Here is a 24444-nt window from a genome sequence, read left to right on the forward strand (position 1 = left end):
TCACGCCCGGACGATCGACACCCGTACCCCGTCACCGATGTCCGAACCGTCCGGCAGCGCATCCGGCCCGACGAACTCGAAGCTGGTCGCCAGGATCTCACCGGCGATCAGGTCGCGATGGGTGCGGGCCCACTGTGCCCTGGCGCTGCCGTCGTCCGGCACCGACATCAGCACCACGACCCGGTCCGAGACGTCCAGCCCGGTGTTCTTGCGCAGTTCCTGCAGTTCGCGGATGCGGTCCTTGGCCCAGCCCTCGGCCTCGAGTTCCGGTGTCACGGCTCCGTCGAGCACCACCAGACCGGCACCGTCCGGCAGCGCCGCCGTCCATTCGGGGTCGGCGGCAACGAGTTTCGAGCTGAACTCGGCCGGCAGGAGCACGGCCGGGCCGGCGCTCAGGGTGCCGTCGGCGTTGAGAACGCCCTCGCCGGCCTTCACCGCCTTGATCGCCGCCTGCACATCCTTGCCGATCCGCGGGCCCGCTTCGCGCGCGTTCACTGTCAGTTCGAACCGGCCGTAGGCCGCGATGTCGTCGGTCAGGTCGACCGCCTTGACGTTGAGCTCGTCGGCGATGAGGTTGACGAACGGTTCCAGCTGAGCCGGGTTCTGCACCGCCACCGTCAGTTTGGGCAACGGCAGCCGAACCCGAAGCTTCTTGGCCTTGCGCAGCGACGAACCGGTCGAGCACACCTCGCGAACCTGGTCCATCGCCGCCACCAGATCCGGATCGGCCGGCATCACACCGGCCCCGGGCCAGTCGGTCAGGTGCACCGAGCGACCGCCGGTGACGCCGCGCCAGATCACCTCGGTGGCCATCGGCAACAGCGGGGCGGCCAGCCGGGCGGTCACCTCGAGGACCGTGTGCAAGGTGTCGATGGCGTCGGCATCCTCCTCCCAGAACCGGTTACGCGACCGCCGCACGTACCAGTTGGTCAGCGCCTCGGTGAACTGGCGCAGCTGTTCGCAGGCCCCGGAGATGTCACAGACGTCCAGCGCCGCCGTCAGTTCGTCGCGCAGCACGGCCAGCTTGGCCAGGATGTAGCGATCCAGCACATTGGCCGAATCCGTGCGCCACACACCGGCTTTCGGCGCATACAGCGTCAGGAAGGTGTAGGCGTTCCACAACGGCAGCAAGACCTGCCGCACGCCGTCCCGGATGCCCTGCTCGGTGACAACCAGGTTCCCCCCACGCAGGATGGGCGACGCCATCAGGAACCAGCGCATGGCGTCCGAGCCGTCGCGGTCGAAGACCTCCGACACGTCGGGGTAGTTGCGCAGCGACTTGCTCATCTTCTGGCCGTCATTGCCCAGCACGATGCCGTGTGCCACACAGGTTTTGAACGCCGGCTTGTCGAACAGCGCGGTGGCCAGCACGTGCATGGTGTAGAACCAGCCGCGGGTCTGGCCGATGTACTCGACGATGAAATCGCCGGGGAAATGGGTCTGGAACCATTCCTGGTTCTCGAACGGGTAATGCACCTGGGCGAACGGCATGGACCCGGAGTCGAACCAGACGTCGAAGATGTCCTCGATGCGGCGCATCGTGGAGTTCCCGGTCGGGTCGTCGGGGTTGGGCCTGGTCAGCTGATCGATGAACGGGCGGTGCAGGTTGTCCGGGCGTACCCCGAAGTCACGCTCGAGTTCGTCGAGACTGCCGTACACGTCGATCCGTGGATAGGCCGGATCGTCGGACTTCCACACCGGAATGGGGCTGCCCCAGTAGCGGTTTCGCGAGATCGACCAGTCCCTGGCGTTCTCCAGCCACTTGCCGAACTGGCCGTCCTTGACGTGTTCGGGGTACCAGGTGATCTGCTGGTTGAGTTCGACCATGCGGTCCCGGAATTCGGTCACCTTGACGAACCACGAGGACACCGCGCGGTAGATCAGCGGATTCCGGCAGCGCCAGCAGTGCGGGTAGGAGTGCTCGTAGGTCTCGTGACGCAGCAGCACCGCGCCGTTCTGCGCCGCGGCCCCCGTGCCGTTCTTCAGGTCCCGGATGATGTTCGGGTTGGCCTCGAAGACCTGCTGGCCCTGGTAGTCGGGCACCGACGCGTCGAACCGGCCCTTGGAGTCCACCGGTTGGGCCGGCACGATGCCGACGGTATCGGTGGTGGCCTTGTCGTCCTCGCCGTAGGCCGGGGCCATGTGCACGATGCCCGTGCCGTCCTCGGTGGTGACGAAATCGCCGCGCAGCACCTGAAAAGCGTTGCGGGCGCTCTCCGAATCCATGAAGTACGGGAACGGCGGCAGGTACTTCATGCCGAGCAGCTCGGCACCCGAATAGGTCCCCCGCACCTCGGGCTCCTCACCGAGTTCCCGGGCGTAGGCCGCCAGACGGGCCTGCGCGAGCACGTACCGGTTGCCGTCGGGCGCGGTGACCTCGACGTAGGTGACATCGGGATTGACCGCGACGGCCTGGTTGGACGGCAACGTCCATGGCGTGGTGGTCCACACCAGCAGGTGCGATCCGGTCAGCGGATTGTCCGGGCCCCCTTCGACGCGTACGCCGACGGTGATGGCCGGGTCCTGGCGGCTCTGATAGACGTCGTCGTCCATGCGCAGTTCGTGGTTGGACAGCGGCGTCTCGTCGTTCCAGCAGTACGGCAGCACCCGGACGCCCTCGTAGGCCAGGCCCTTGTCCCACAACTGCTTGAACGCCCAGATCACCGACTCCATGAACGTCAGGTCCAAGGTCTTGTAGTCGTTGTCGAAGTCGACCCACCGGGCCTGCCGGGTGACGTACTCGCGCCACTCCTCGGTATAGGTGAGCACCGATTCCCGGCATGCCTCGTTGAATTCGCCGATGCCCATCTTCTCGATCTGGGCCTTGTCGGTGATGCCGAGTTGGCGCTGCACCTCGAGTTCGGCCGGCAGGCCGTGGGTGTCCCACCCGAATCGGCGCTCGACCTTGTAGCCCCGCATGGTCCGGTAGCGCGGGACGATGTCCTTGACGTAGCCGGTCAACAGATGACCGTAGTGCGGCAGACCGTTGGCGAAGGGCGGCCCGTCGTAGAAGACGTACTCGGGTGCGTCGTCGCGGCGGGCGACGCTCGCCCGGAAGGTGTCGTCGCCGTCCCAGTATTCGAGGACGTCGATTTCCAGCGCCGGGAAATTCGGGGTACCGGAACCCGGCCTCGGATAGGTCCTGTCCGTGCCGTTCGCGTCGCTCACGCCGTCTCCTGTGCCTCTACTCCTGGCACGGGGACGACGGCCGCGCGGAATGCGCGAGCGCCGCGGTACCACCCCGCTTGCGTGCACCGGGCACGCCGCTCGATCACAGGCTGTGACGGGCCGTCCCGTTCGGGTCTAGTCGGCCGGGCGCTGACCCGGCGTTTCTTCCGAAGGCTCCCCGGTGATGGCCGGATCGAAACCGTTGGGTCGATTCTATTAGCCCGTGCAAATCAACCGCCGACCCGGCGCCGGAACCCCTACGTTTGACGGCATGACCCCGCCTTCTCGCGGCGCCGGTGGCCGCGACCCGGACTACCGGTTCACGCTGGCCAACGAGCGCACCTTCCTGGCCTGGATGCGGACCGCACTGGCGCTGATCGCCGGCGGGGTGGGCCTGATGCAGCTGGTGCCGTCCTTCGGCATCCCGGGCGTCAAGCACGGCCTGAGCGTGGTGCTGGTGCTGATCGGCGGAATGCTGGCGACGCTGTCGGTACGCCGGTGGAAGCAGGTCCAGGATGCGATGCGCGACGAGGCGGAGCTTCCGATCAGCCGGTTGCCGGTGCTGCTCGCGATCGCCCTGCTGGGCGTCACCGCCTGCCTCCTGGTCCTGATCATCTTCGAACCGAATACGCCCTGAGATGGCCGACACCGCGGATCCCAAGCCGGGCCTGCAGATCGAAAGGACCCATCTGGCGTGGGAACGAACCGCGTTCGGCTATCTGGCCGTCAGCGCGGTGCTGCTGTTCCCCAGCCACGGTCCGGTGTCGCACGGCCGCGTCGTACTGGCCGCCCTGAGCATCGTCCTGTCGCTGACGGTCGTGGCGATCGCTCGATCGCGGGGCCGCATCACGGCCGAGAACGACGCCGACGGTTCACCGACGGTTCGGAGCCCGGCGTTTGCCGTCACGGTAACCGGTTGGACCACAACGGTTCTGGCGATGCTGATCGTACTGGCGGCGATGCTGCCGGGATTGTGATCAGCCCCAGCCGGGCGGCGGCGGCACCAGTACCTCGGTCACGTTGCCGTTGACGCTGACCTGATTGGCCGGGTCGTCCAGGTTGACCTTGGTGTAATCGATGTGCAGCTCGGTCTGCCCGCGCTTGGAGCGCTCGTCACCGGGGATCCAGTAGCACCAGCCGTCCCACTGCCGGCACACGTCGACGACGTGGTACGGCGTGTTGGCCGGGATGCCGAAGCCCTGGGCCCGGCGGTAGTCGTACATGGCCTGGTTGGGGCCGTTGTAGATGTAGCCGGTGGGCTGATGCTCGGGGGTGCCCATCGTGATGAAGCTCAGCTCGCTGGGCGGCGGCGCCGACGGATCGTTGGAATGCTTGCGCAGCCAGCTGTAGATGACCGAGGCGCCCAGGGAGTGACCCATCGCGATCTTCTTGCCCGGCGTGTTCGCGATCCACTGCTCGAGTTTGGCCAGTCCGTCATCCATGCTCCTGACCGCCAGGTCGTTGCCCAGGAATTCGGCGGTGTTCATGTAGGGGATCCCGACGCAGCGGTTGGGCGGCGCACACGGCTTGCCCTGCAGGAACGGGAATTCCATCTCGGGCAGCCCGAACGCCCCGGGCAGCACACCCACCGTGGCACCCGATCCCACCCCGTAGTCGATATCGGCATGCGCGATGCCCGGCGACGTGCCGAACGCCGTCAACAGGGCCAGCGCGATCATGGCCAGTCGCTTCGTCACCACATACTCCCTTGCACAGACCGTTGAACCGGGGACGAGTATTACATCGGGGTGGGCCCGAAAGTGTTACCCACCTGCGCCCCGTCCCACACCGACTGTACGGCCAGCGGACGGACGCGACCTTGCCCGGCACTCAGAAGCGGTAGCGCAGCACCACTGTCGTCATCAGTCTGGACAGCAGCGCGCTCCGGGCGGCGACGCGGAATGCCCACCGCGGCCCGCGCGGCAGCCCGGCCACCTGCGAAGTGCGGGTGAGCAGGATCTCGTCGACCAGGTGCAGGCCGTCGACCAGCTTCTCGAGCTTCCTGGGATTGTTCAGACCGGGACTGGCGATGTCACCCGCGATCGGCGCCATCGCCCGGGAGCGCTTGAACGTCCACATCGCATACGAGGTGTAGGCGTTGAGGATCACTTCACCGCTCGGGAAGTGTGTCGTCAGCCGCCGCAGGATCGACACCAAGTCATCCTGGGTGAGGAACAGCATCAGGCCGTCGGCGATGATCGACGCGGGCCGGTCGCCGGGGATGTCGCGAAGCCAGTCCGGCCCCGTCAGATCTGCACCGACATCATGTGCATTTGCCAAGTGCGGCAACACTTTTCGGCGAAGATCGATGACCTCCGGATAGTCGATGTCATACCAGTCAACGCTGGGCGGCGGATCGACCCGCGCGCATCTGCAGTCCAGTCCGGCACCAAGATCGAGCACGACGGCGCGCGGTTCGCGGTGCACGAAGTCGCGCACCATCTGGTCCATCAGCTTGGTGCGCACGGCCACGTCGAACACCTTCGACCGTTGGTCGAGGGCCGCGGTGGCCAACTGCGGGAATCTGTCGAGCTGATATCCCGTTCTGGCGACGGTCTCGTCCGAGAGCGTGTCACCCAGGAAGGGTTCGGGCAGCCGACTGTCGAGCGCCCTGCTGCCCAGGGTCAGGAACAGGCTTTCCTGCGCCGGCGTGAGACCTGGCGGTACCAGGCTCACGGCCGCTCGACCTTCCCTACCAGTGGATTCAGCGTGATCCGCGGATCACTTGTCGCTGCTGCTGGAACCGGAATCCGAGCTGCTGCTGGAAGCCGAGCTACCACCAGAACCCGAACCGCTGCCGGCAGCCGAGCCGCTGCCCGAGCCCGAACCGCTGCCGCTCTCCGAACCCGAGTCGGTGGACGAGGAGCTGGAGCCGGTCGAGGATGAACCCTTGTCGCTCGAGTCCTTGTCATCGGTGCTGCTGCCCGAATCGTCATCGTCATCGCCGGCGGTGCTCGTCGAGGAACCGGTCGATCCCGTGGACGTACCGGTCGACCCCGTCGAGGTGCCCGTCGACTCGGTGGACGTTCCCGTCGATTCGGTGCTGGTGTCCGTCGACTCCGTGGACGTACCGGTCGACTCCGTGGACGTGCTCGTCGGCTCGGTGCTGGTCCCTGTCGACTCCGTGGACGTACTCGTCGGCTCGGTGCTGGTACCACTCGTGCTGTCCGCCGAATCCGTGCTGGCGGTCGATCCGGTCGAGTCCGTGGACGTGCTACCGCCGTCGCCGGTTGCCAGCGAGGTGCTCACGGACTTCGCCGCGGCGAGCATCGACGTGCCCACCGAGGATGACCCCAGGTTGCTCTGAGAAGGAGTCTCGACCTGCGGACCGCCGACGCCGTACGCACCGTTGGCCGCCCCCGACGTGGTGTCAGGCCTGGTGGTCCCGAACACCCGGCCCATCCCGACGGCCTCGAAGCCGTTGTCCAGGCCGGTGAGGATGGCGGTCGGGATGCTGCTGAACAGCAGCTTGCCCAGATCCGGCACGTAGAAGAAGTTGGCGGCCGTCGGGTCGCCCGGGTTCTTGGTCCGGTCATAGCCGGACTCGACCAGCACACGGGTGACCGGATCGAGCATGTCGACCAATGTGCTGCCGACGAACGGGATCAGGTTCAGCGGCGACAGCAGCGGCATGGTGCTGCTGGGGGTCAGGTAGTAGTCCGTGTCGCCAAAGCTGCCCTGGTACAGGGAATCGGCCTTCGGGTCCGCCGAGTCCGAGTACTTGTAGTGGTTGCCGATCGCCAGGAGCGAGTTCAGCAGCGAGAACGGGTTGAGCAGGTTGGTCGGCATATCCGCCCACGGGTCGTACTGGTAGGCGATGTCCGTCGTGGTGATGCCGTTCGAACCGGTGGTGGTGGTAGGCGTGGCTACGCTGTACGGCTTGCCCAGACCGGACGCATCGAACAGGTCGAGGCGGGTGGACAGGCCACCGTTCGGCCGGGTGATGTTACCGGTCAGCACGAACTTCGGCGTGATGCCGGCCTCGGGGTCGTAGTTGTCGTTGAACCAGCGCTTCCAGTTGCTGGCGATCAGTGCGCCCTTGTCGAAGCCGTAGATGGTGGGGGTCTTGTCCTCACCGATGGTCTTGTTCACCGACCAGATGCCGACCTGATCCGACGGCTCCCACCAGATGGTGTTGACGACCTGTCCGGGCGCCGGCGGCGTCAGGAAGGATCCGACGTAATCGGTCGCCTGCGCGACGTTCTGCTGGTCGGTCTCGAGGATCAGGAAGATCGGGATCTCCTGGCCCTTCAGGGCGTACACGCCGCCCTGCAGGCCGGCATCCTTGACGTAGGAGCTGTCGACCTCGAGGGGCGGCGGCGTCAGGCCCAGCGACGTCCAGAACGCGTGGAAGAACTGGGCAAGATCACTCGGGTTACCCCCGTAGTTGATGTTTTCGTCGTCCACCAGTGGGTTGCCGAAGCTCCACATGTTGAAGAACGCGTTGCGCCACAGATTGATGTTGTGGTCGATGTAGTCGTCCGACGGCATGTTCGACGTGCCGGCCTTGTAATTGGCGAGCCACGACTGCAGGGAGGTGTTGCCCGGCCACATGTTCTCGATGAACTGGACGATGGCGGGCGACGCCTGGTCCTGCGACATGTAGGCGCAGAATCCCGGGCAGAGCGAGCTGCCGGGGGTGAACGGGTTGAACGCCACGATCAGACCCGCGAGGAAGGTCTGTAGGGTCCGGCCGAAATCCTCCAGGCTGGGCAGTTTGATCGGGTTGTTCGCCGGATCGTCGGTCAGATGGTTGAACCAGTTGACGAGGGGTCCGACCAGGTCCAGCTTGAACTCGGTGTTCGACCATGGCATCAGCCAGGTGGTGCCGTCCTCGGAGAGCACCGTGCCCGGGATGCCCAACTCTTCGTAGATCTGGCCGTCGTAGCTGGGCTGCTCACCGAAGCTGTGGCCAGTGAGCAGGCTAAGAGTGAGCTGCAAGTCGAACAGGTTGTTTATAACGTTGCCGATAACGGGGAATTTGACCTTCCCGAGCAGCATCATCAGGGTCCAGATGGAGGTGTCGATGCCGGCGATCCCGGTGATGGGGCTGACGGGGGTGTTCGGCACGCACTGGAGTGCGGTGCAGGTCGGGTCGACGGGCCACTCCGCCGCCAGGAGTTTCGCGAACTGGTTCGCGAAACCGTTGTTGGAGATCATCTCGTCGGCCTGGACCGACCAGTCCGTGCTGGTGCTGAACCCGGACAGGGCCGGGATCGGGATGAGCGTCGCGGCCAAGGCGTAGAACCGGGCGAAGTCCGCCGGATCCTCACCCCAGACGTTGGCCGGGCTGGTGACCGCCCACGGGCCGCTGAACAGGAACGCGCGCCCCTCGACATCGAGGGCCTGCTGCTCGTAGTACGGGATGTTGATGAGGTCGATCAACAGGTTGATCGGGATGTTCAGCAGCGAACCGGCCAGCTGGACGTCCTGGTTGACCACCCGGATGTCGGCCTTGGGCTGCACCGGGGTGCCCGCCATATCGAGCACCATGGCGTTGGCGCCCATGAGGGCCACACCCGCCGTGACGTAGGGAAGAACTGCTGTAGTGAGCGCTCCGGCACCCCCGCGCCGGGCGAGCTCATGGCCGACGACTGCCTTGTTCTGGTTACGGCCTGCCGCGCCGGTGTCCCGCTGGCTCTTGGTGCCGCGGTGTCGTCCCTGTTGGCGCAAGGCCCTCCCCAATCGTCCAAACGTTGCTCGGTCGGATGCAGAGCCTACCCTAGCTAACGACTATACGGAAGTTGTCGGAACCGGCTGGCTAAGGAAGTGGCGGCCGCCGAGGTGCGAAAAGTGCAGCTCTGCGTAATTCTGGCAACGCGACAAGGTGATCGGGCGCGCGTGTCGGCAAAGAGAATCCGCGACCATCACCGAACCGTTACAAAGATTGCCCACGTCACCGTTGACCGGTACGGCCGATACCCGATACCGATGGTTCGAAATCCAGCGGCTGACGGGCAAACTCGTTCGACGATAGATCGAGTGGCTTGGTCGTCGCAACATCACCGTTTTCGGCGGCGACGTGCTGCGCGTCCGACAGGCCATCCACCGGACCGGCATCGACGACGCGGCCGACCGACCCGGCCCGATGTTTGGCGCGGGAGGGGCGGGTGCGCACGTTCTGCGGCCACCAGAACCAGCGGCCGAGCATCGCGGCCGCCGACGGCATCATGAACGACCGCACGACCAGGGTGTCGAACAGCAGGCCGAGGCCGATGGTGGTACCGACCTGACCCACCACCAGCAGATCGCTGACGATCATCGACGCCATGGTGAAGGCGAACACCAGACCCGCCAGAGTGACGATCTTCCCGGTGCCGCCCATCGCGCGGATCATTCCGGTCTTCAGGCCTGCGTGTCTTTCTTCCTTGAACCGGGATACCAGCAGCAGGTTGTAGTCGGCGCCGACCGCCAACAGGATGATGACCGACATCAGCATCACCATCCAGTGCAGGTTGACGCCGATGATGTACTGCCACAGCAGCACGGACAATCCGAACGAGGCACCGAGCGAGAGCACCACCGTGCCCACGATCACCAGCGACGCCACGATGCTCCGGGTGATGAGCAGCATGATCACCAGGACGATGCAGATCGACGCGATACCCGCGATCAGGATGTCGTAGTTCCAGGCATCCTGCAGGTCCTTGAGGATGGACGCGGTACCCGACACATAGATCGTCGAGTTCACCAGCGGCGTGCCCTTCAGCGACTCCTCGGCGGCCGTCCTGATGTGGTCGATCCGGTCGATGCCGTCCTTGGAGGCGGGATTGTCCCGGTGCGCGATGATGAACCGCGCCGACTTGCCGTCGGGCGACACGAACAGCTTCACAACGCGCTGGAAATCAGGGTTGTTGAACGCCTCGCGCGGCAGGTAGAAGGAATCCGCCGTCTTCGCGGCGTCGAAGTCCTCCCCCATGGCGCTGGCATCGGCGCCCAACGCTTCGGACTGCCCGACGATGCCGGACATCGTGCTGTACGCGGTCAGCATCAGGCTCTGCACGCTGCGCAGCGCCTCGATCTGCGGTGGCAGCAGCTGCATCAGCTCCGGCGCGATGGAGTCCACATTCTGGAGGTCGGGCTGCAACTCGTCGAGCTTGGCGGTGATCTGGTTGAAGCCGTCCTGAGCACGCAACCCGGCCGCGCGACCGTCGCGTGCCGCGACACAGGTGTCGACGTTGTTGCAGCCTTCCCGGCTGAAGTACTGGTCGGCCCTGTCGAACGAGTCATTGATCGCGGTGACGTCGTCGCGGATCTGCTTGGTGATGTCGGTCATCTGCGCGGTGACGTTGACCATGCTGTGCGTCTTCGCGGTGAGGTCCTGCATCAGCGAGTACGCGCGCTCCATCGAATCGATGGTCCCCGACAGGTCGTTGGCCTGGGTGCGCATCTCGTCGAGCCGGCTCTTCATGAACTCGACGTTCTGTTGCTGACCGGCCGACTGCATGCTCAGCAGGGCCGGGATCGACGTGTTCGCCAGCGGTGAGCCCTCGGGCCGGGTCACACCCTGGACCTGCGCGACGCCCGGAACCCGGAAGATGTCCTCGGCCAGCTTGTTGAGCACCAGGAAGTCCGCCGAGTTGCGCATGTCGTGATCGCCCTCGATCATGACGACCTCGGGCATCATCCGCGCGGGCGGGAAGTGCCGGTCCGCGGCGTCCCACCCGATCATCGCGGGGGTGTTCTTGGGCATGTACGGCCGGTCCTCGTAGCTGACCTTGTAGCCGGGCAGTGCGAGCAGGCCGATCAGGGCGACAGCGCAGGACGCCACGAAGATCGGCGCGGGCCAGCGCACGATGGCGGTCCCGATCTTGCGCCAGCCGCGCGCCGACATGTTGCGCTTCGGTTCGAGCAGCCGACCGAACCGGCTGGCCACGGTGATCACCGCAGGCACCAGGGTGAGTGCGGCGGCGATGGCGACCAGCATGCCGACCGCGCAGGGCACGCCCATGGTCTGGAAGAACGGCAACCGGGTGAAGCTGAGGCAGAACGTGGCCCCGGCGATGGTCAGACCGGAGGCCAGGATCACGTGCGAGACACTGCGATTGGCGGTGTAGTAGGCCGTCTCGCGGTCCTCGCCGGCGTTGCGGGCCTCGTGATAGCGCCCGATGAGGAAGATGGCGTAGTCGGTGACGGCAGCGATGGCCAGCGCCACGAGAATGCTGATCGAGAAGCTGGTCAGGCCGATCAGGCCGAAGTGCGCCAGCGCGGCCACCGTCCCACGCACCGACGACAGGCCGACACCCATCATCATCATCACCAGGATGACCGTGGTGATCGACCGGTAGACCAGCAGCAGCATGATCGAGATGACCACCACGGTCACCGCGGTGATCTTGATGGCGGCGTGGTCACCGGTGTAGGCCAGGTCGGTCGCCATCGGCGTGGTACCGGTGAGGAAGACCTTCAGTCCGTCCGGCGGCGGCGTCTTCGCGATGATGTTGCGGACCGCGTCGACCGACTGGTTGGACAGCACCTCCCCCTGGCTGCCGGCCAGGTTCAGTTGCACGTAGGCCGACTTGCCGTCGGCGCTCTGCACCGCCTGCGCGGTGAGCGGGTCACCCCAGAAGTTCTGGATATACTGGACGTGCTTGGGATCGGCCGCCAGCTGCCGGATCAGGTTGTCGTAGTACTGGTGTGCAACCTCCCCGAGCGGCTGATCGCTCTCCAGCACGACCATGGCCGAACTCTGGTTGTCCGGCTCGTGGAACACCGCGGCGATGTGCTTCTGCGCGATGATCGACGGCGCCTCCTTGACGCTCATCGACACCGCGCGTTCCTTGGCGACCTGTTCCAGCGGCGGCACGGCGAGGGTAACCAGTGCGGTGAACGCCACCCACGCCAGGATGATCAGGACCGCGAACCGCCGGACGACCCGCGCCAGCCACGGCCCCTGCTTGGCCGGTGTCTCCATCGTGGGCGTTCTCATGCGCCTTTTACCAAGCAGCTGGTAAAGGCGTGGGCTTCGTTGGAAACTTTCTCGTCCTTAATTTCGCCATTCACCGAAATGCGGCATCCAATGGAGTAACTGTCGCCCTGGGCGACCACGCTGCCAACCACGGCCGGCGAATCCGAAGTGACCGTCACCGTCCAGGGCAACGCCGCTCCGGTGATCTGCTGGGGTTGGGCCTGGGCATCGAAGTAACTGATATCGGCGACGGTGCCCTCGGGACCGAACACCTCATATACCAGCTGCTTCTGGTTGACCGGCTTGGTATCCGTCTGGGGGCCCGAGGCATACGTCGGGTATTTCTCGGAACCGAAGACACCGTGCAGTCTCACCACGGCGTACCCTCCTAACCCGAGCACCAGCAAAATGACGAGCGGCAACCAGATACGACCCAGCAGTTTCACCGCCGTCATCTCCAGCACCCGCCCGAACTCGCCTCAACTTTCCCAATGAGTGTACGGGTGACCACTAACGGTCTCGCGACTTCGGCGTCACGAAATTGCGTAATCCGATAAAGGGAACCGGTCCTGGGCCCGGACGGCGTTGCGGACCGACGTCGGCCGGAACAGCGCGGGCTCACCGCTGGGGCTGAACCAGTACGACCGCGACGAGGCGCAGTCGCCGAGCACGAACACCGAACTCTCCAGACGTTGCTGCACGTCCTGCAGGAACCGCTTGCTCGCGTCGTCGGTGACCTCGAAGGTGGTTGCGCCGCGGCTCTGCAGTGCACCGAAGAGCCGGCGCATGTGCCGCATCTGGTATTCGACGGTGTTGAACCAGGACAACCCGACCCAGGCGTACGGGCTCGCCATGGTCAGGAAGTTCGGGAACTGGGGCACCGAGATGCCCTCATAGGCCTGGAAGCCCGCTTCCCGCCACCACTTCCCGAGGTTGCGGCCGTCCCGGCCGATGACCTCGACAGCCGGCAGGTTGCTCTCCCACACGTCGTACCCGGTGGCCAGGACCAGCGCGTCGATGGTGCGCTTGGTGCCGTCGGACGCCACGATGCCGTCCGGCTCGATGCGCTCGATACCGCTGGTCTCGAGGTGCACATTGGGCCGCGTGAAGGTGCGGTAGTAGTCGTTGGAGATCGACGGGCGCTTGCAGCCGAACTCGTACGGCGGATCGAGCTTCTGGGACAGGTCCTTGCTGCGCACCGCGAGCCGCCGCTGCACCCGGGACCCCAGCGTGATGGCCTTGTTGGCCACCTTGAAGTGCTTGTAGTTCCACATCGTGATGATGTTCGCGATGTCCAGGAAAGTGTCCGTGCCGAACCGCAGGATCCGCTGGGTGAGCGGAACCTTGGCGAACAGCTGCTGGATGAACTTCGGGAAGACGATATCGGCCTTCCCCATCACCCAGATCGGGGTGCGCTGGTAGACCGTGAGCTCCGACGCCTGCTTGGCGAGTTCGGGGATGACCTGGATGCCGGTGGAGCCGGTGCCGATGACCGCCGCGCGACGACCGTCGAACGAGTACGACGGGTCCCACGTGGCCGTGTGGATGACGCGGCCGGCAAAGCTCTCGATCCCCGGAATGTCAGGCATCTTCGGCTGGCACAGGAAGCCGGTCGCGGCGATCAGGAACTGCGAACTGACCGCGTCGCCGCCCGCCAGGGCGACCCGCCAGACGTGCGCGTCCTCGTCCCAGTGCGCACCCTCGACCGTGGTGCTGAAGCGCATGTGCCGGCGCACGTCGTACTTGTCGGCGACGTGCTCGGCGTAACCCTTCATCTCCGCGCCGGTGGGAAATAGCCGTGACCAGTACGGATTCGGCTCGAACCAGTACGAATACGTGGTGGCCGGCTGGTCCACGGCGATGCCGGGATACCGGTTGACATGCCAGGTGCCACCCAGATCATCCTCGCGGTCGACGATGAGGATGTTCTGATAGCCCAGGCTCTTCATCTCGATGGCGGCTCCCATGCCGCCGAAACCCGCCCCGATGATGATGACGTCGTAGTGCTGCTCACCCATAGTTACTACACAGTACCTTTCCGCTGCGAAGCGCTCTCGGCAAACTGACCGGTTGGAACTCGAGCTTCACGCGGTGGGCGCATGTCGTCTCAGACCTTCGTGTCCATCTTAGGCATCATGCGACCGGTGAGCGGACCGAAGATCCGCTCATAGCCCGAACCGGTGGCGCGCACGACGACGTCGAACGTGCGGGCGCCCGGACCGACGAGCACCTTCGCCTTGTTCTTGCGCACGCCCGCGAGGATGGTCCGGGCCGCGGCCTCGGGACTGCCCTTGGCCAGCTTGTTGTCGAACAGGTCCGCCAGTTCCTTGACGTCGAGCCCCTGCGCACCGGTGGCCGTGCGCGCGATCGCGGTCCTGACCCCGCTGGGGTACACCGCCGTCACCCCCACCCGATGGTGCGCCAACTTCATCTCCTGGCGCAGCGCCTCGGTGAAACCGCGCACCGCGAACTTCGAGGAGTTGTAGGCGGATTGACCCGGCACCGCGAAGATCCCCCAGATGCTCGAGACGTTGACGACATGTCCGGCGCCGGACGCGATCACATGCGGCAGAAAGGCTTTGGTGCCGTTGACGACACCCCAGTAGTTGACGTTCATGACCCGTTCGAAATCGGTGAACTCGCTGTTCTCGATCTCGCCGAAGAAGGCCACGCCCGCGTTGTTGTAGATCTGGTTCACCACCCCGAAGTGGTCACGGACCTCGTCGGCATAGGTCAGGACGGCGGCCCGGTCGCTGACGTCGAGCCGATCCGCCCGGGCCGGGCAGCCGATCGCCTTCAGGCGCTCTTCGGTGGCCGCCAGACCGGCGAGGTTCACATCACTGATCGCCACCTTGGCGCCCGCGCGCGCGAGTGCCACGGCGAGCTCCGCTCCGATGCCCGACCCCGCGCCGGTAACCACGGCGACCTTTCCGGCAAACCCGTCACCGGTCATATTGCACCGCCTCCTCGACTCAGACGCTGATGGTGATTTCAGACGCTGACAATGTCCGACCCGCTCAGAGCGTAGTCGCTCAGCGGGAATTGACTCTGCGAGTGCACCGAGTCACGCGTTGACGTGGCACGCACATAGGTCTCGCCGTCCGGGGCGAAGTAGTACGACCGCGAATTGGCGCACTCCCCGAGATAGAACACCGTGTTGCGCTGCAGTTCGCCGAATCTGGCGCAGAACCTGTCGGTGGCTTCCTCGGTGACCTCGAACCTGGTGGCGTGGCGCCGGCGCACCTCACCGAACAGGCGCTCCATGTGTCGCATCTGATAGTCGATCATGTCGAAGAAGTTCAGACTGACCGCGTAGGCGCTGTTCAGGTTGAGCAGGTTCGGGAAGTTGGGGGTGGTCATACCTTCATAGGCCCGGAATCCGTTGGCGCGCCACAACTTTCCCAGATTGCAGCCATCCCGGCCGATGATCTCGATGGCGGGGATGTTCTTCTCCCACATATCGAAACCGGTGGCCAGCACCAGGGTGTCGATCTGCGCCTTCGTCCCGTCCAGCGCGACGATGCCGTCCGGTTCGATCCGGTCGATGCCCGACGTCTGCAGTGTGACATTCGGCTTGGCGAAGGTGGAGTAGTACGTGTTGGAGTACGTGGGGCGCTTACATCCCAGGGTGTAGGCCGGGGTCAGCTGGCGCCGCAGCTTCTTGTCCCGGATCGACACGAACCGCAACAGCTGGGAGGCCCGTTCGGCCGCGCTGTTCACCCACCAGAATCGCTGGTACTTCAGCACCGCCAGCACGAACCCGACCTCGTAGGTGGCGTCGGTCATCGACCGCATCACCCGCTGCGCGAGCGGCACCCGCGCGAATGCCCTCCGCACGAAACGGGGAACGGTGAAGTCCGATTTCGGCAGCACGTGGATCGGGGTGCGCTGGTACACCGTCAACTCGGCGACGTCCTTCGCCAGTTCCGGGATCAACTGCACCGCGGTTGCGCCGGTGCCGATGAGCGCGACGCGGCGGCCCGCCATGGCGTAATCGTCGTCCCACGCCGTGGTGTGGATGATGCGACCGGCGAACTCGTGGATGCCGGGGATCTCCGGGTAGTACGGCTGGGAGAGCACGCCGGTGGCCGCGATCAGGAAGCGGGCGCTCAGTGTGCCGCCGTCGGCCAGGGCCACGTCCCAGCATTCGGCGTCCTCGTTCCAGCACGCGCCGGTCACTGCGATTCCGAAGCGCATGTGGCGTCGCACGTCGTACTTGTCGGCGACGTATTCGGCGTACTTCTTGATCTCGGCGCCGGGGGCGTACAACCGGGACCAGTACGGATACGGCTCGAAACGGTACGAATAGGTGTTCGAGGGCACGTCGCACGCCAGCCCCGGATAGCGGTTGACGTGCCAGGTCCCGCCCAGATCGTCTTCACGATCCAGGATGAGCAGGTTCTCGTAACCCAACTTCTTCAGCTGGATCGCGGTACCGATCCCTCCGAAACCGGCACCCACGATGATGGCGTCGAGTTGCTGGTCACTCATGGGCGTGAAGGCTACCCTACCCACATATGCGCGACGAAAAGCATTGTCCCCCAGCAATTTAGCGCAATATCGTGATCCATGGCGGCCCTCAGCGAATCGGTTTCATGAACAGGCGGCCCACTCGCGGGACCACCCACTGGTAGCCCGAGCCTGTCATACGCACCAGGAAATCCAGCACCTTGGTGTCCGGGCCGACCATGATCCGGGAGCGCTTCTTGCGAACACCCTGCAGGATCACCTGCGCCGCCTTCTCCGGCGGAGTGGACCACAGCGGCTTGTTGAACGTGCTGGCGGTGTCGAATTCTGGCAGTTCCTCGGCCAGGGTGAGGTTACTGACGAACGAGCTCGGCACCCCACCGGGGAACACCGTGGAAACCCGGACGGGCTGGCGGGCCAGCGTCATCTCCTGGTTGAGGGCCTCGGTGAAGCCCCGGACCGCGAACTTGGCGGAGTTGTAGGCAGCCTGCCCGGGCACCGCGAACAACCCGAACGCGCTGGACACGTTCACCACATGGCCGTCGCCGGAGGCGATCAGGTACGGCAGGAACGCCTTGGTTCCGTGCACCACACCCCAGTAGTCGACGTCCATGACCCGTTTGATCTCGTCGAGGCGGGTGATCTCGACGTCCCCGTAGAAGCCCATGCCGGCGTTGTTGTAGATCTGGTTGACCTTGCCGAAATGCTCGTTGACCGATTCGGCGTACGCGGCGAACGCCGCACCGTCGGACACATCGAGCCGGTCGGCCTTGACGTCCGCACCGATCGCACGCAACCGTTCCGCGGTGATCGCCAGCCCTTCCGGGTTGACGTCGCTGATCGCTACCTTGGCTCCCGATCGTGCCAGCTCGACGGCCAGCGCCTGGCCGATACCCGACCCGGCGCCGGTGACCACTGCGACCTTTCCGGCGAAACCTTCCATTTCTGGCTCCCGTTCCCTCTCCAGGCCTACCGGCCGGACATCTTCTTGTAGAAGTTGCCCATGATCGGGATCAGCACACGGCGCGGGGCATAAAGGCTGACCAGGTTCATCGCCTTGGCGGGGAATCCGGGCACCACCCGGGCCTTGTTCTGTTGCAGCCCGTCCAGGGAATCCTTGGCGCAGTGCTCCGCGGTGACCCAGGAATAGTCCGGGACCATCTTGTCGACCAGCGCGGCGTCCACCTCGTCCGGCTGACCCGTGCGCACGGGACCCGGCGCCAGCAACGTCACGGAAACGCCGGTGTTCCGCAGTTCCCAGCGCAGGCCCTCGCTGAACGCGTTCAGGAACGCCTTGCTGGCCGAGTAGGAGGTGTTGTTGGGGATCGGTGAGTTCCCGGCGGCCGAACCGGAGATCAGGATGCCGCCGGCCCTGCGCTCGATCATTCCCGGCAGGACGGCCAGCACGAGATCGTGCACGGCAACGACATTGAGCTGCACCAGCGCCCGCTCCGCGGCCGGGTCCAGCTCCGCCACCGGACCGAGCGAGGCGACCCCGGCGTTGGCGCACAGGATGGAGATCTTCCGGGTGGCCAGCTCCTCGGCGAGCTTGGCCCGCTGCGCCGCATCGCCCAGGTCGCCCGGCCGTACCTCGACGGTGACCCCGTAGCGGTCGGTCAGCCGGGCCGCGAGCGCATCGAGGAGCGCCTCGCGACGGGCGGTGATGATCAGGTTGTGGCCGCGCGCAGCCAGATCGATTGCCAGCGCTTCGCCGATGCCGTTGGAGGCTCCGGTGACGACGGCACGGAAGTCAGGACTGGGGGCAGGTAGCGGCACGCGGCGATCATACAGCCCAGCAACGTCCGATTGCCGCGTGACTGCGGCACCCCGATCAGCCGCCCCGGGGCGTCAGAGCCCGCGGCCACCCAGCCAGGTGTGGATACGTTCGGCGACCATCTCCCAGCCCGGTTCCAGCATCATGTCGTGGCCCATCCGCGGAAAGAACTCGGCCTCGGTGTGGTAGGCGCGCGCCGTCGCCAGGATCTCGGCCCGGGTGTGGGCGCCGTCCTCGTCGGCACCGAGGACCAGCAACGGTGTAGTGACACGCTTGGGCCTCGGCAGGCTGAGGATCAGGCAGTCGACGGCGAGCCGGGCACTGCCCTCCTGCAGCAGCGCGGCGTACTTCACCACATCGGCCTCGGGTGTGCCGGCCGAGAAGAACTTGTCGCGCGCCGCTGCCGGGGTGCTGATGTACGGCAACGACCGGCCCTTGATCGCGATCTTGACGAATTGCACCGGGTGCTCGCGCAGCCAGCGCAACGTGGCCCCGAGATTCCCTTGGGGCGGCATGGAACTCATCAGCACGCCCGCGGGACAGTGGTGCGTCTCCAGATAACGCTGGACGAACAGTCCGCCCATCGAATGACCGATGATCACCGGCGGCGTGGGCAGGCCGTCGGCGACCGAGGCGATGTCCTCGACGAAATCGGCAACCGAACAGGCCCGTAACGGTTTGTCGGTGGGACTGTTGCCGTGACCCCGCAGGTTGAGCGCCACAGCGCGATAGCCCTTGTCCGCGAAGAAGCTCAGGAAGTGCTCGTCCCAGCACCAGGCCGCGTGCCAGGCCCCGTGCACGAACAGCAAAGGGACCGGATGAGCATCACTGATGCTCCCCTTGTCGATCACCTCGAGCACGTGGAAGTCTCCCCTCCCCGACGAAGGCCTTGGAGCACCGGCAAAAGCTATCACGGGTATCTGTCGGCCGTGGTTCACCTGGTGCGGGCCCGGGCAGCCCCGCTACCCGACTCGCTACCATTGCCCGGCACGAACCCGGGGCCGCCCGAGCGGTGCGCTATCCATCTTCCGACCCATCCTCCGAGAGGCGGCACGACCCGATGAGTCCCCAGAAGGTTGCGCTGGTCACGGGCGCGACGAGCGGTATCGGCCAGGCCACCGCGCACCGGCTGCACACCCGCGGCCACCTCGTGTACGCGGCCGGCCGCAACCCCGAGGCGCTCGACGCCCTCCGGGCCCGCGGCCTGCGGGCGCGGTCGCTGGACGTCACCGACGAGGCCGCCGTGACCCGCCTGGTCGCCGAGATCGACGCCGAGCACGGCGCGGTGGACACCCTGGTGAACAGTGCGGGAATCCCCGACCGCGGGGTGCTCGAACAGAAGACGCCCAGCGAGGTCCGGACCCTGTTCGAAGCGCATGTCGTTGCGCCACTCCAGCTGTCGCAAGCGGTGCTGCCGGGGATGCGGGCCCGTGGCGCGGGCACCATCGTCAACATCGGGAGCGTCGCGGGCCGCGTGGTCGGTCCGGCCGGGGGCGCGTACCACATCGTCAAGTCCGGGTTGGAGGCGCTCTCGCTGGGGCTGCGCGCCGAGGTGGCGCAGTTCGGGGTACGGGTCGTGCAGGTCGATCCGACCGGAGTGCGCACGCCGTTCTTCGAGGGCGAGTTCGCCGAGGTCTGGGAGTACGCCGACGACGACCCGTACGGGGAGTTCATGAGCCGCCGCGACGCGTCGGTACGCAAACTGTCGAAGCTGCCCGGCGCGGCCATCAGCGCCGAGACCGTCGCACGCACCGTGGTGCGGGCGATCGAGTCCGGCAATCCCCGGCCCCGCTACGTCGTCGGGGCGTCCGGCAAGGCCAGCGTGCTCCTGCGGGCCCTGGTCACCGATCGCATGCTGCAACGAATCTTGTTGTCGGGCATGGGTTCCTGATTCAGATCGGCCGTTCGTAGCTGTCCAGCCACACTCGGTTGCCGAACACATCGCGGTGCGCCACCTCGTCGACCGGCTTGCGGGTGGTCGGCCCGTACCGGCCGCGCGGCCAGCCCATCGGAACGATGCAGATCGGGTGAACGGCGCCGGGCAGACCCAGGATGGCCCGCGCCGACGCCTGGCTCCACAGCGGCAGGGTGATCAGCGATGCCCCCAGTCCCATGGCCCGCGCGGCCAGCAACATGTTCTGCACACTGGGATAGATCGACCCCCAGTAGGCCGATTCGGCGGCGTACTGCATCCGCACCACCGGCAGCCGGCCGTCCCGGGCACCGAGCCGCAGGCACGCCACCACCAGCACCGGGATCTCGGCGAAATGATCGATCTGCCACTGGATCGAGCCGACGATCTTGGCCATCGACTCGCTCTCGGCAATGGCACGGCGCAGCACCACATCACGCTGCAGCACCCAGGCCTGGCGATAGCGCTGGGCGAGCTTCTCCTTGACCGCGACATCCTTGACGACCACGAATTCCCAGTTCTGCCCGTCGTTCCCGGTCGGCGCGTGCAGCCCCAGATCGATGCACTTGAGCACCAGCGCGTCGTCGACGGGGTCCGGCAGGAGCCGACGGATCGCCCGCTGGCTCATCATCGCCGACTCCAGCGGCATGTCGAGCCGGGCCAGCGCCTCGGCGGTGCTGGGAATCGCCTGGCGCGCAGCTTCGACCTTGCTGATCTTGCTGATCTCTGCGTTGTCAGGCACGACCGGTGATCCACTCGGTGGTGAACCGGTTGATATCGGCGAATCCGTCGATGAACTGCCCGGCCACGAAGCTCTCGATCCGCCCGCCCACCAACGGGACCCGGAACTCCACCAGGCCCGCCAGGTCCAGCTGCGAACCCTGCGCCGCCGGACCGAGCAGGGCCCGGCCCGAACCGGAACCCGGGGCGCCGATCACCTTCACGTCGATGTCGCCGTGCACCCGCCCGTCTGCGGTGGGCCGCCAGGTCTCGGTGCTGAGGATGTTCAGGTCGCCGCGATACAGCTTGGCCAGGATGCCCGGCAGGGCGCCGTGCCGCAGGTCCTCGGCAACGACGACCGTGATCGTGCCGTCCTCGCCAACGGTCAACTCCTCCAACGACTTCGCACCGCCGAAGTGCGTCAACCGGTCCACCCAGTAGTCGCGGTCACCGAACGCGCCGTGCACCTGGTCGACCGTGGCCGGGGATTCCATCGTGACCTCGAACGGGCGGGGCACGCTCAGTTGCTCCCGGTGCCGAACAGCCGGTCCGCCAGGCCGGCGGCGAACGTCCGGGCCTGGGTCAGCTGTTCGGGCTGCACGTTGGTGGGCGGGATGGGCACACCCAGGTAGCGCTTGCGGTACTCCCCCGAGCCCAGGAAGCTGGTGAGCGCCATCATCGACCGGACCGTGTCACCCGGGTAGGTGAAGTGAATCTCGTCGACGAATTTGCCGCCCTGTTCCTGCGCCAGCTCCCGCACCGCGGTGAGATTCTCCAGCCAGTACTGCCGGCAGACGACGAAGACCGCAAAAGGCTTGTTGGACAACAGCTTCTTGGCCTCGGGCGACTTCAGGAACGTACGCATCGGCATGCTGACCGTTTTCCACCAGGTCGGCGAGCCGATGCAGATCAGGTCGTACTCACCGTCGGTGACCGCGTCCGGGATCCGGATGCCGCCGAGCTCGCCCCGGCCCTGGGCCTTGAGGACGCTGAGCATATCGGGCCACACCCGCTGCAGCGGGAACCGTGAGAACGGTTCGGAGTACTGGGGATCGGTGAACTCGATGGCCGCCGGGACCACCTCGTAACCGCGCTCCCGGAACACCTCGCCGGCCGTCTCGAGCACCTTCTTGGACTGACCCGAGTAGGAGTAGTACAGCAGCAGCACGCGCGGCGACCCGACCGGCTCATCACCGTGCCCCGTGTTGGACAGATCCGTCACCGCACCTCCTGAGACGCCCGAATAACCTCGTGCGTCAGTATCGTATAGGCGTCCGGCCCCGGCTCTCCCGCGAGGCTGGGCCGCGCCCGGATGGTTGCCAGCCGATGGTCGCCCCGATAACCCATTCGGACCGTGCGCCCACTAAGCTCACAGGCGTGACCGACTTGGTGCGCGTTGACCTCACCGGACCTGCGCAGACGATGCTGTCGACCCTGTACTGCAAGGCCCTCGACGCCGGATTCAGCCAACCCATCCTGGGCGATACGTTTGCCAGACAGGCCGTGGACCGCATCGATTTCGACTGGTCGTCCCTCAAGATCGCCGACCTGTGGACCCCGTTGGTCACCGTCCGCACCGCGCAGTACGACATCTGGGCGGCCCAATTCCTGGCCGCGCACCCGCACGCCACGGTGATCCACCTGGGTTGCGGTCTGGACAGCCGGGTGTTCCGGTTGAACCCGGGCCCCGACGTGCAGTGGTACGACGTCGACTATCCGGACGTGATCGACCTGCGCAAGAAGGTCTACCCCAGCCGGGAGAACTACCACCTGGTGGCCACCTCGGCCACCGACCCGTCCTGGCTGGACGAGATCCCCGCCGACCGGCCCACCCTGCTGCTGGCCGAGGGCATCAGCATGTACCTGACGCCGCAGGACGGCGCCGAACTGCTCCAGCACGTCGTCGACCGGTTCCCGTCCGGCGAGCTCCAGATCGACTTCTACAACTGGGTCACCGTGCGTACCCAGAAGATCCAGCGGCTGCAGCGCCAGTCCGGCTCAACGCTGTACTGGGCCGTCAACAGCCCCGAGGATGTCCTGAAGAATGTCAACGGGATTCGGCTGCTGGACGCCGTCACGTTCTTCGACGCGTCGACCTTCCAGCGGACCTCCGCCGCGTTCCGGGCGGCCGCCCGGGCGATCCGGCCGATCCGGCCGCTGCGCGGCATGCTGCAGTACCACCGGTACGCATTCGGGCCACTGCAGCTGACCTGAGACCGGCCGCAGCCGGTCTAGGCGTACTTCTCGGCGACCTCGCGCAGCAACGTCTCGATGATCTCCACCGACTTCTCCGGATCCGGTGCGAACGAGTGGTATTCGACGTTCAGCTGGCCCGAATAGATCTGCGTGAAATAGATCTCGATACCGGAGCTCACCGCGAAGTACAGCTCGCCGTGCGTGCTGATCACCTCGAGACCCGGAGGCGTGCGCACCGGCGGCACCAGGCCGTTGTCGGAGAGCAGCACCACGTCGGGCAGACCGGGTGCGTTGCCGGAGTACTGCGGGCTGAAATGCAGCCGGGACTGCTGGATCGTGCCGTCGGCCAGATCGGCCTTGAAGGTCTCCGCGATCGCCCGGCCGAGCTCCACCACATCGGTCCTGCGGTCGACGTCGGCCAGGAACGTGGTCAGCGCAATGGGATTGGTGCAGCCGGTCGCCGACACCGGCGGGGTCAGGAAGTATCGCAGGTCGACCGTGTAGATCAGCGGGATCGGGATGTTCGCCGATCCCCGGATCCGCCACTCCGCCAGCAGCAGGATGGCGGCGACCATGGCCGTCAGGCCGATGCTCTCCTTGCGGCACAGGGCCACGATGCTGTCGGTGTGCTGCTCGCTGAGCCGGCACGACACCATCGGAACCTTCACCGGGAACGGCGGTTTGTCGCCGGTGACGGCGCGGCGCGACGGCGGCAGGTCGTAGGTGAAGATCGCGGGCATGAACCGCTCGATGCCCGACCGGGGCCCCTTCTGGATGCCGCGGTCGGCCAGGATCGCCTCGATGGACTCCGGCACGGGCTGTACGGGCCCGCGCCGGATCTTCCCGTTGGTGACCAGATCGGTGTAGTAGGACAGCAATTCCTCGATGAGGCTGTACATGTGGTGGCCGTCGGCCAGCGCGTGATGCACATACAGCGTGGGCTGGGCCTGCCCGTCGCGAATCGTGACGCGAAGATGCACCAGCGACTCGTTCTGGTTGAAGTACAGCGGCGGGTCCTCGTCCGCCGGGTCGTCGAGCTCGACCACCTCGATCCCCTCGGGAACCAGATCGTCGGCGACCAGTTGGTGCCGGCCGTCGGGGCCGCGTTCGATCCGGGTGGTCAGGTACGGCCGCGTCTCCAACAGCGCGTCGTAGGCCGTCTCGAGCTGGTCGATGTCGATGGGGCCCTTGACGTCCGCGGCCAGCCCGACGAAATTCTCCGTCTCGGCGAGCATCTCTTCACTGTTGGCCAGCTTGCGAATGACCGACGATGGAAACACTTCTCATACTCCCAAACTC

General features: G+C 66.0%; 20 protein-coding genes. 4 read left to right on the plus strand and 16 right to left on the minus strand.

Annotation, left to right across the window (positions count from 1 at the left end; translation table 11 throughout):
* Positions 1-3168: an isoleucine--tRNA ligase gene (ileS, locus tag U0R18_RS03945; protein ID WP_526366138.1), complete on the minus strand. Its 3168-nt coding sequence runs from the start codon at positions 3166-3168 to the stop codon at positions 1-3.
* Positions 3169-3439: 271 nt separating this feature from the next.
* Here ileS and U0R18_RS03950 point away from each other — a divergent pair, with 271 nt between their 5' ends.
* Complete coding sequence (locus tag U0R18_RS03950; RefSeq protein ID WP_526366140.1) at positions 3440-3805, plus strand: DUF202 domain-containing protein; 366 nt, start codon at positions 3440-3442, stop codon at positions 3803-3805.
* Between the two features lies 1 nt (position 3806).
* Positions 3807-4145 (plus strand): DUF202 domain-containing protein, encoded by a 339-nt coding sequence (locus U0R18_RS03955; RefSeq protein WP_526366142.1) that lies wholly within the window; start codon positions 3807-3809, stop codon positions 4143-4145.
* Here the strand turns inward: U0R18_RS03955 and U0R18_RS03960 are convergent, their stop codons facing one another.
* From U0R18_RS03960 to U0R18_RS04010, 11 genes are all read right to left on the minus strand, one after another.
* Positions 4146-4865, minus strand: a complete 720-nt coding sequence (locus U0R18_RS03960; protein ID WP_526366144.1) for a PE-PPE domain-containing protein — start codon at positions 4863-4865, stop codon at positions 4146-4148.
* Positions 4866-4998: 133 nt separating this feature from the next.
* On the minus strand, positions 4999-5844 hold the full coding sequence (locus U0R18_RS03965) for a class I SAM-dependent methyltransferase (protein WP_526366146.1): 846 nt from the start codon (positions 5842-5844) through the stop codon (positions 4999-5001).
* 45 nt (positions 5845-5889) lie between these two features.
* Positions 5890-8841, minus strand: a complete 2952-nt coding sequence (locus tag U0R18_RS03970; protein ID WP_526366148.1) for a PE-PPE domain-containing protein — start codon at positions 8839-8841, stop codon at positions 5890-5892.
* A 223-nt stretch (positions 8842-9064) separates the two neighbouring features.
* Entirely contained in the window at positions 9065-12097 is a 3033-nt protein-coding gene (locus U0R18_RS03975; protein ID WP_526366150.1) for an MMPL/RND family transporter, read from the minus strand.
* Positions 12094-12531: an MmpS family transport accessory protein gene (locus U0R18_RS03980; RefSeq protein WP_526367404.1), complete on the minus strand. Its 438-nt coding sequence runs from the start codon at positions 12529-12531 to the stop codon at positions 12094-12096. The genes U0R18_RS03975 and U0R18_RS03980 overlap by 4 nt, the downstream gene beginning before the upstream one ends.
* A gap of 78 nt (positions 12532-12609) precedes the next feature.
* Entirely contained in the window at positions 12610-14094 is a 1485-nt protein-coding gene (locus U0R18_RS03985) for a flavin-containing monooxygenase (protein WP_526366152.1), read from the minus strand.
* 89 nt (positions 14095-14183) lie between these two features.
* Positions 14184-15029, minus strand: a complete 846-nt coding sequence (locus U0R18_RS03990) for an SDR family NAD(P)-dependent oxidoreductase (protein WP_526366154.1) — start codon at positions 15027-15029, stop codon at positions 14184-14186.
* Between the two features lie 38 nt (positions 15030-15067).
* On the minus strand, positions 15068-16567 hold the full coding sequence (locus U0R18_RS03995; protein ID WP_526366156.1) for a flavin-containing monooxygenase: 1500 nt from the start codon (positions 16565-16567) through the stop codon (positions 15068-15070).
* An 88-nt stretch (positions 16568-16655) separates the two neighbouring features.
* Positions 16656-17486 carry an SDR family NAD(P)-dependent oxidoreductase gene (locus U0R18_RS04000; protein ID WP_526366158.1) on the minus strand — a complete coding sequence of 277 codons (831 nt, stop codon included), beginning with the start codon at positions 17484-17486 and terminating at the stop codon, positions 16656-16658.
* Positions 17487-17512: 26 nt separating this feature from the next.
* Positions 17513-18319 carry a mycolate reductase gene (cmrA, locus tag U0R18_RS04005; protein WP_526366160.1) on the minus strand — a complete coding sequence of 269 codons (807 nt, stop codon included), beginning with the start codon at positions 18317-18319 and terminating at the stop codon, positions 17513-17515.
* Between the two features lie 72 nt (positions 18320-18391).
* On the minus strand, positions 18392-19177 hold the full coding sequence (locus tag U0R18_RS04010; RefSeq protein WP_526366162.1) for an alpha/beta hydrolase: 786 nt from the start codon (positions 19175-19177) through the stop codon (positions 18392-18394).
* A 200-nt stretch (positions 19178-19377) separates the two neighbouring features.
* Here U0R18_RS04010 and U0R18_RS04015 point away from each other — a divergent pair, with 200 nt between their 5' ends.
* Positions 19378-20208, plus strand: coding sequence for an SDR family oxidoreductase (locus U0R18_RS04015; protein ID WP_526366164.1), 831 nt, complete (start codon positions 19378-19380; stop codon positions 20206-20208).
* A 1-nt stretch (position 20209) separates the two neighbouring features.
* On the opposite strand, the gene U0R18_RS04020 is transcribed toward U0R18_RS04015, so the two are convergent.
* From U0R18_RS04020 to U0R18_RS04030, 3 genes are all read right to left on the minus strand, one after another.
* Entirely contained in the window at positions 20210-20878 is a 669-nt protein-coding gene (locus U0R18_RS04020) for a nitroreductase family protein (RefSeq protein ID WP_526367406.1), read from the minus strand.
* Positions 20879-20963: 85 nt separating this feature from the next.
* Positions 20964-21467 (minus strand): DUF2505 family protein, encoded by a 504-nt coding sequence (locus tag U0R18_RS04025; RefSeq protein WP_526366166.1) that lies wholly within the window; start codon positions 21465-21467, stop codon positions 20964-20966.
* 2 nt (positions 21468-21469) lie between these two features.
* Entirely contained in the window at positions 21470-22171 is a 702-nt protein-coding gene (locus tag U0R18_RS04030; protein ID WP_526366168.1) for a flavodoxin family protein, read from the minus strand.
* Between the two features lie 155 nt (positions 22172-22326).
* Here U0R18_RS04030 and U0R18_RS04035 point away from each other — a divergent pair, with 155 nt between their 5' ends.
* The gene (locus U0R18_RS04035; RefSeq protein ID WP_526366170.1) at positions 22327-23163 is read left to right on the plus strand and encodes a class I SAM-dependent methyltransferase; all 837 of its coding nucleotides are present in this window, start codon (positions 22327-22329) and stop codon (positions 23161-23163) included.
* Positions 23164-23180: 17 nt separating this feature from the next.
* Here the strand turns inward: U0R18_RS04035 and U0R18_RS04040 are convergent, their stop codons facing one another.
* On the minus strand, positions 23181-24425 hold the full coding sequence (locus tag U0R18_RS04040) for a phthiocerol/phthiodiolone dimycocerosyl transferase family protein (protein ID WP_526366172.1): 1245 nt from the start codon (positions 24423-24425) through the stop codon (positions 23181-23183).
* Positions 24426-24444 lie beyond the last annotated feature (19 nt).

Source organism: Mycobacterium sp., assembly GCF_046330795.1.
Lineage (GTDB): Bacteria > Actinomycetota > Actinomycetes > Mycobacteriales > Mycobacteriaceae > Mycobacterium.

What these genes read in the sequence shown, in the direction of transcription:
- U0R18_RS03950 (WP_526366140.1), top strand. Translation starts at nt 3,440, where the DNA reads ATGACCCCGCCTTCTCGCGGCGCCGGTGGCCGCGACCCGGACTACCGG.
- U0R18_RS03955 (WP_526366142.1), top strand. Translation starts at nt 3,807, where the DNA reads ATGGCCGACACCGCGGATCCCAAGCCGGGCCTGCAGATCGAAAGGACC.
- U0R18_RS03975 (WP_526366150.1), bottom strand. Translation starts at nt 12,097, where the DNA reads ATGAGAACGCCCACGATGGAGACACCGGCCAAGCAGGGGCCGTGGCTG.
- U0R18_RS03980 (WP_526367404.1), bottom strand. Translation starts at nt 12,531, where the DNA reads ATGACGGCGGTGAAACTGCTGGGTCGTATCTGGTTGCCGCTCGTCATT.
- U0R18_RS03985 (WP_526366152.1), bottom strand. Translation starts at nt 14,094, where the DNA reads ATGGGTGAGCAGCACTACGACGTCATCATCATCGGGGCGGGTTTCGGC.
- U0R18_RS03990 (WP_526366154.1), bottom strand. Translation starts at nt 15,029, where the DNA reads ATGACCGGTGACGGGTTTGCCGGAAAGGTCGCCGTGGTTACCGGCGCG.
- U0R18_RS03995 (WP_526366156.1), bottom strand. Translation starts at nt 16,567, where the DNA reads ATGAGTGACCAGCAACTCGACGCCATCATCGTGGGTGCCGGTTTCGGA.
- U0R18_RS04000 (WP_526366158.1), bottom strand. Translation starts at nt 17,486, where the DNA reads ATGGAAGGTTTCGCCGGAAAGGTCGCAGTGGTCACCGGCGCCGGGTCG.
- U0R18_RS04015 (WP_526366164.1), top strand. Translation starts at nt 19,378, where the DNA reads ATGAGTCCCCAGAAGGTTGCGCTGGTCACGGGCGCGACGAGCGGTATC.
- U0R18_RS04020 (WP_526367406.1), bottom strand. Translation starts at nt 20,878, where the DNA reads ATGCCGCTGGAGTCGGCGATGATGAGCCAGCGGGCGATCCGTCGGCTC.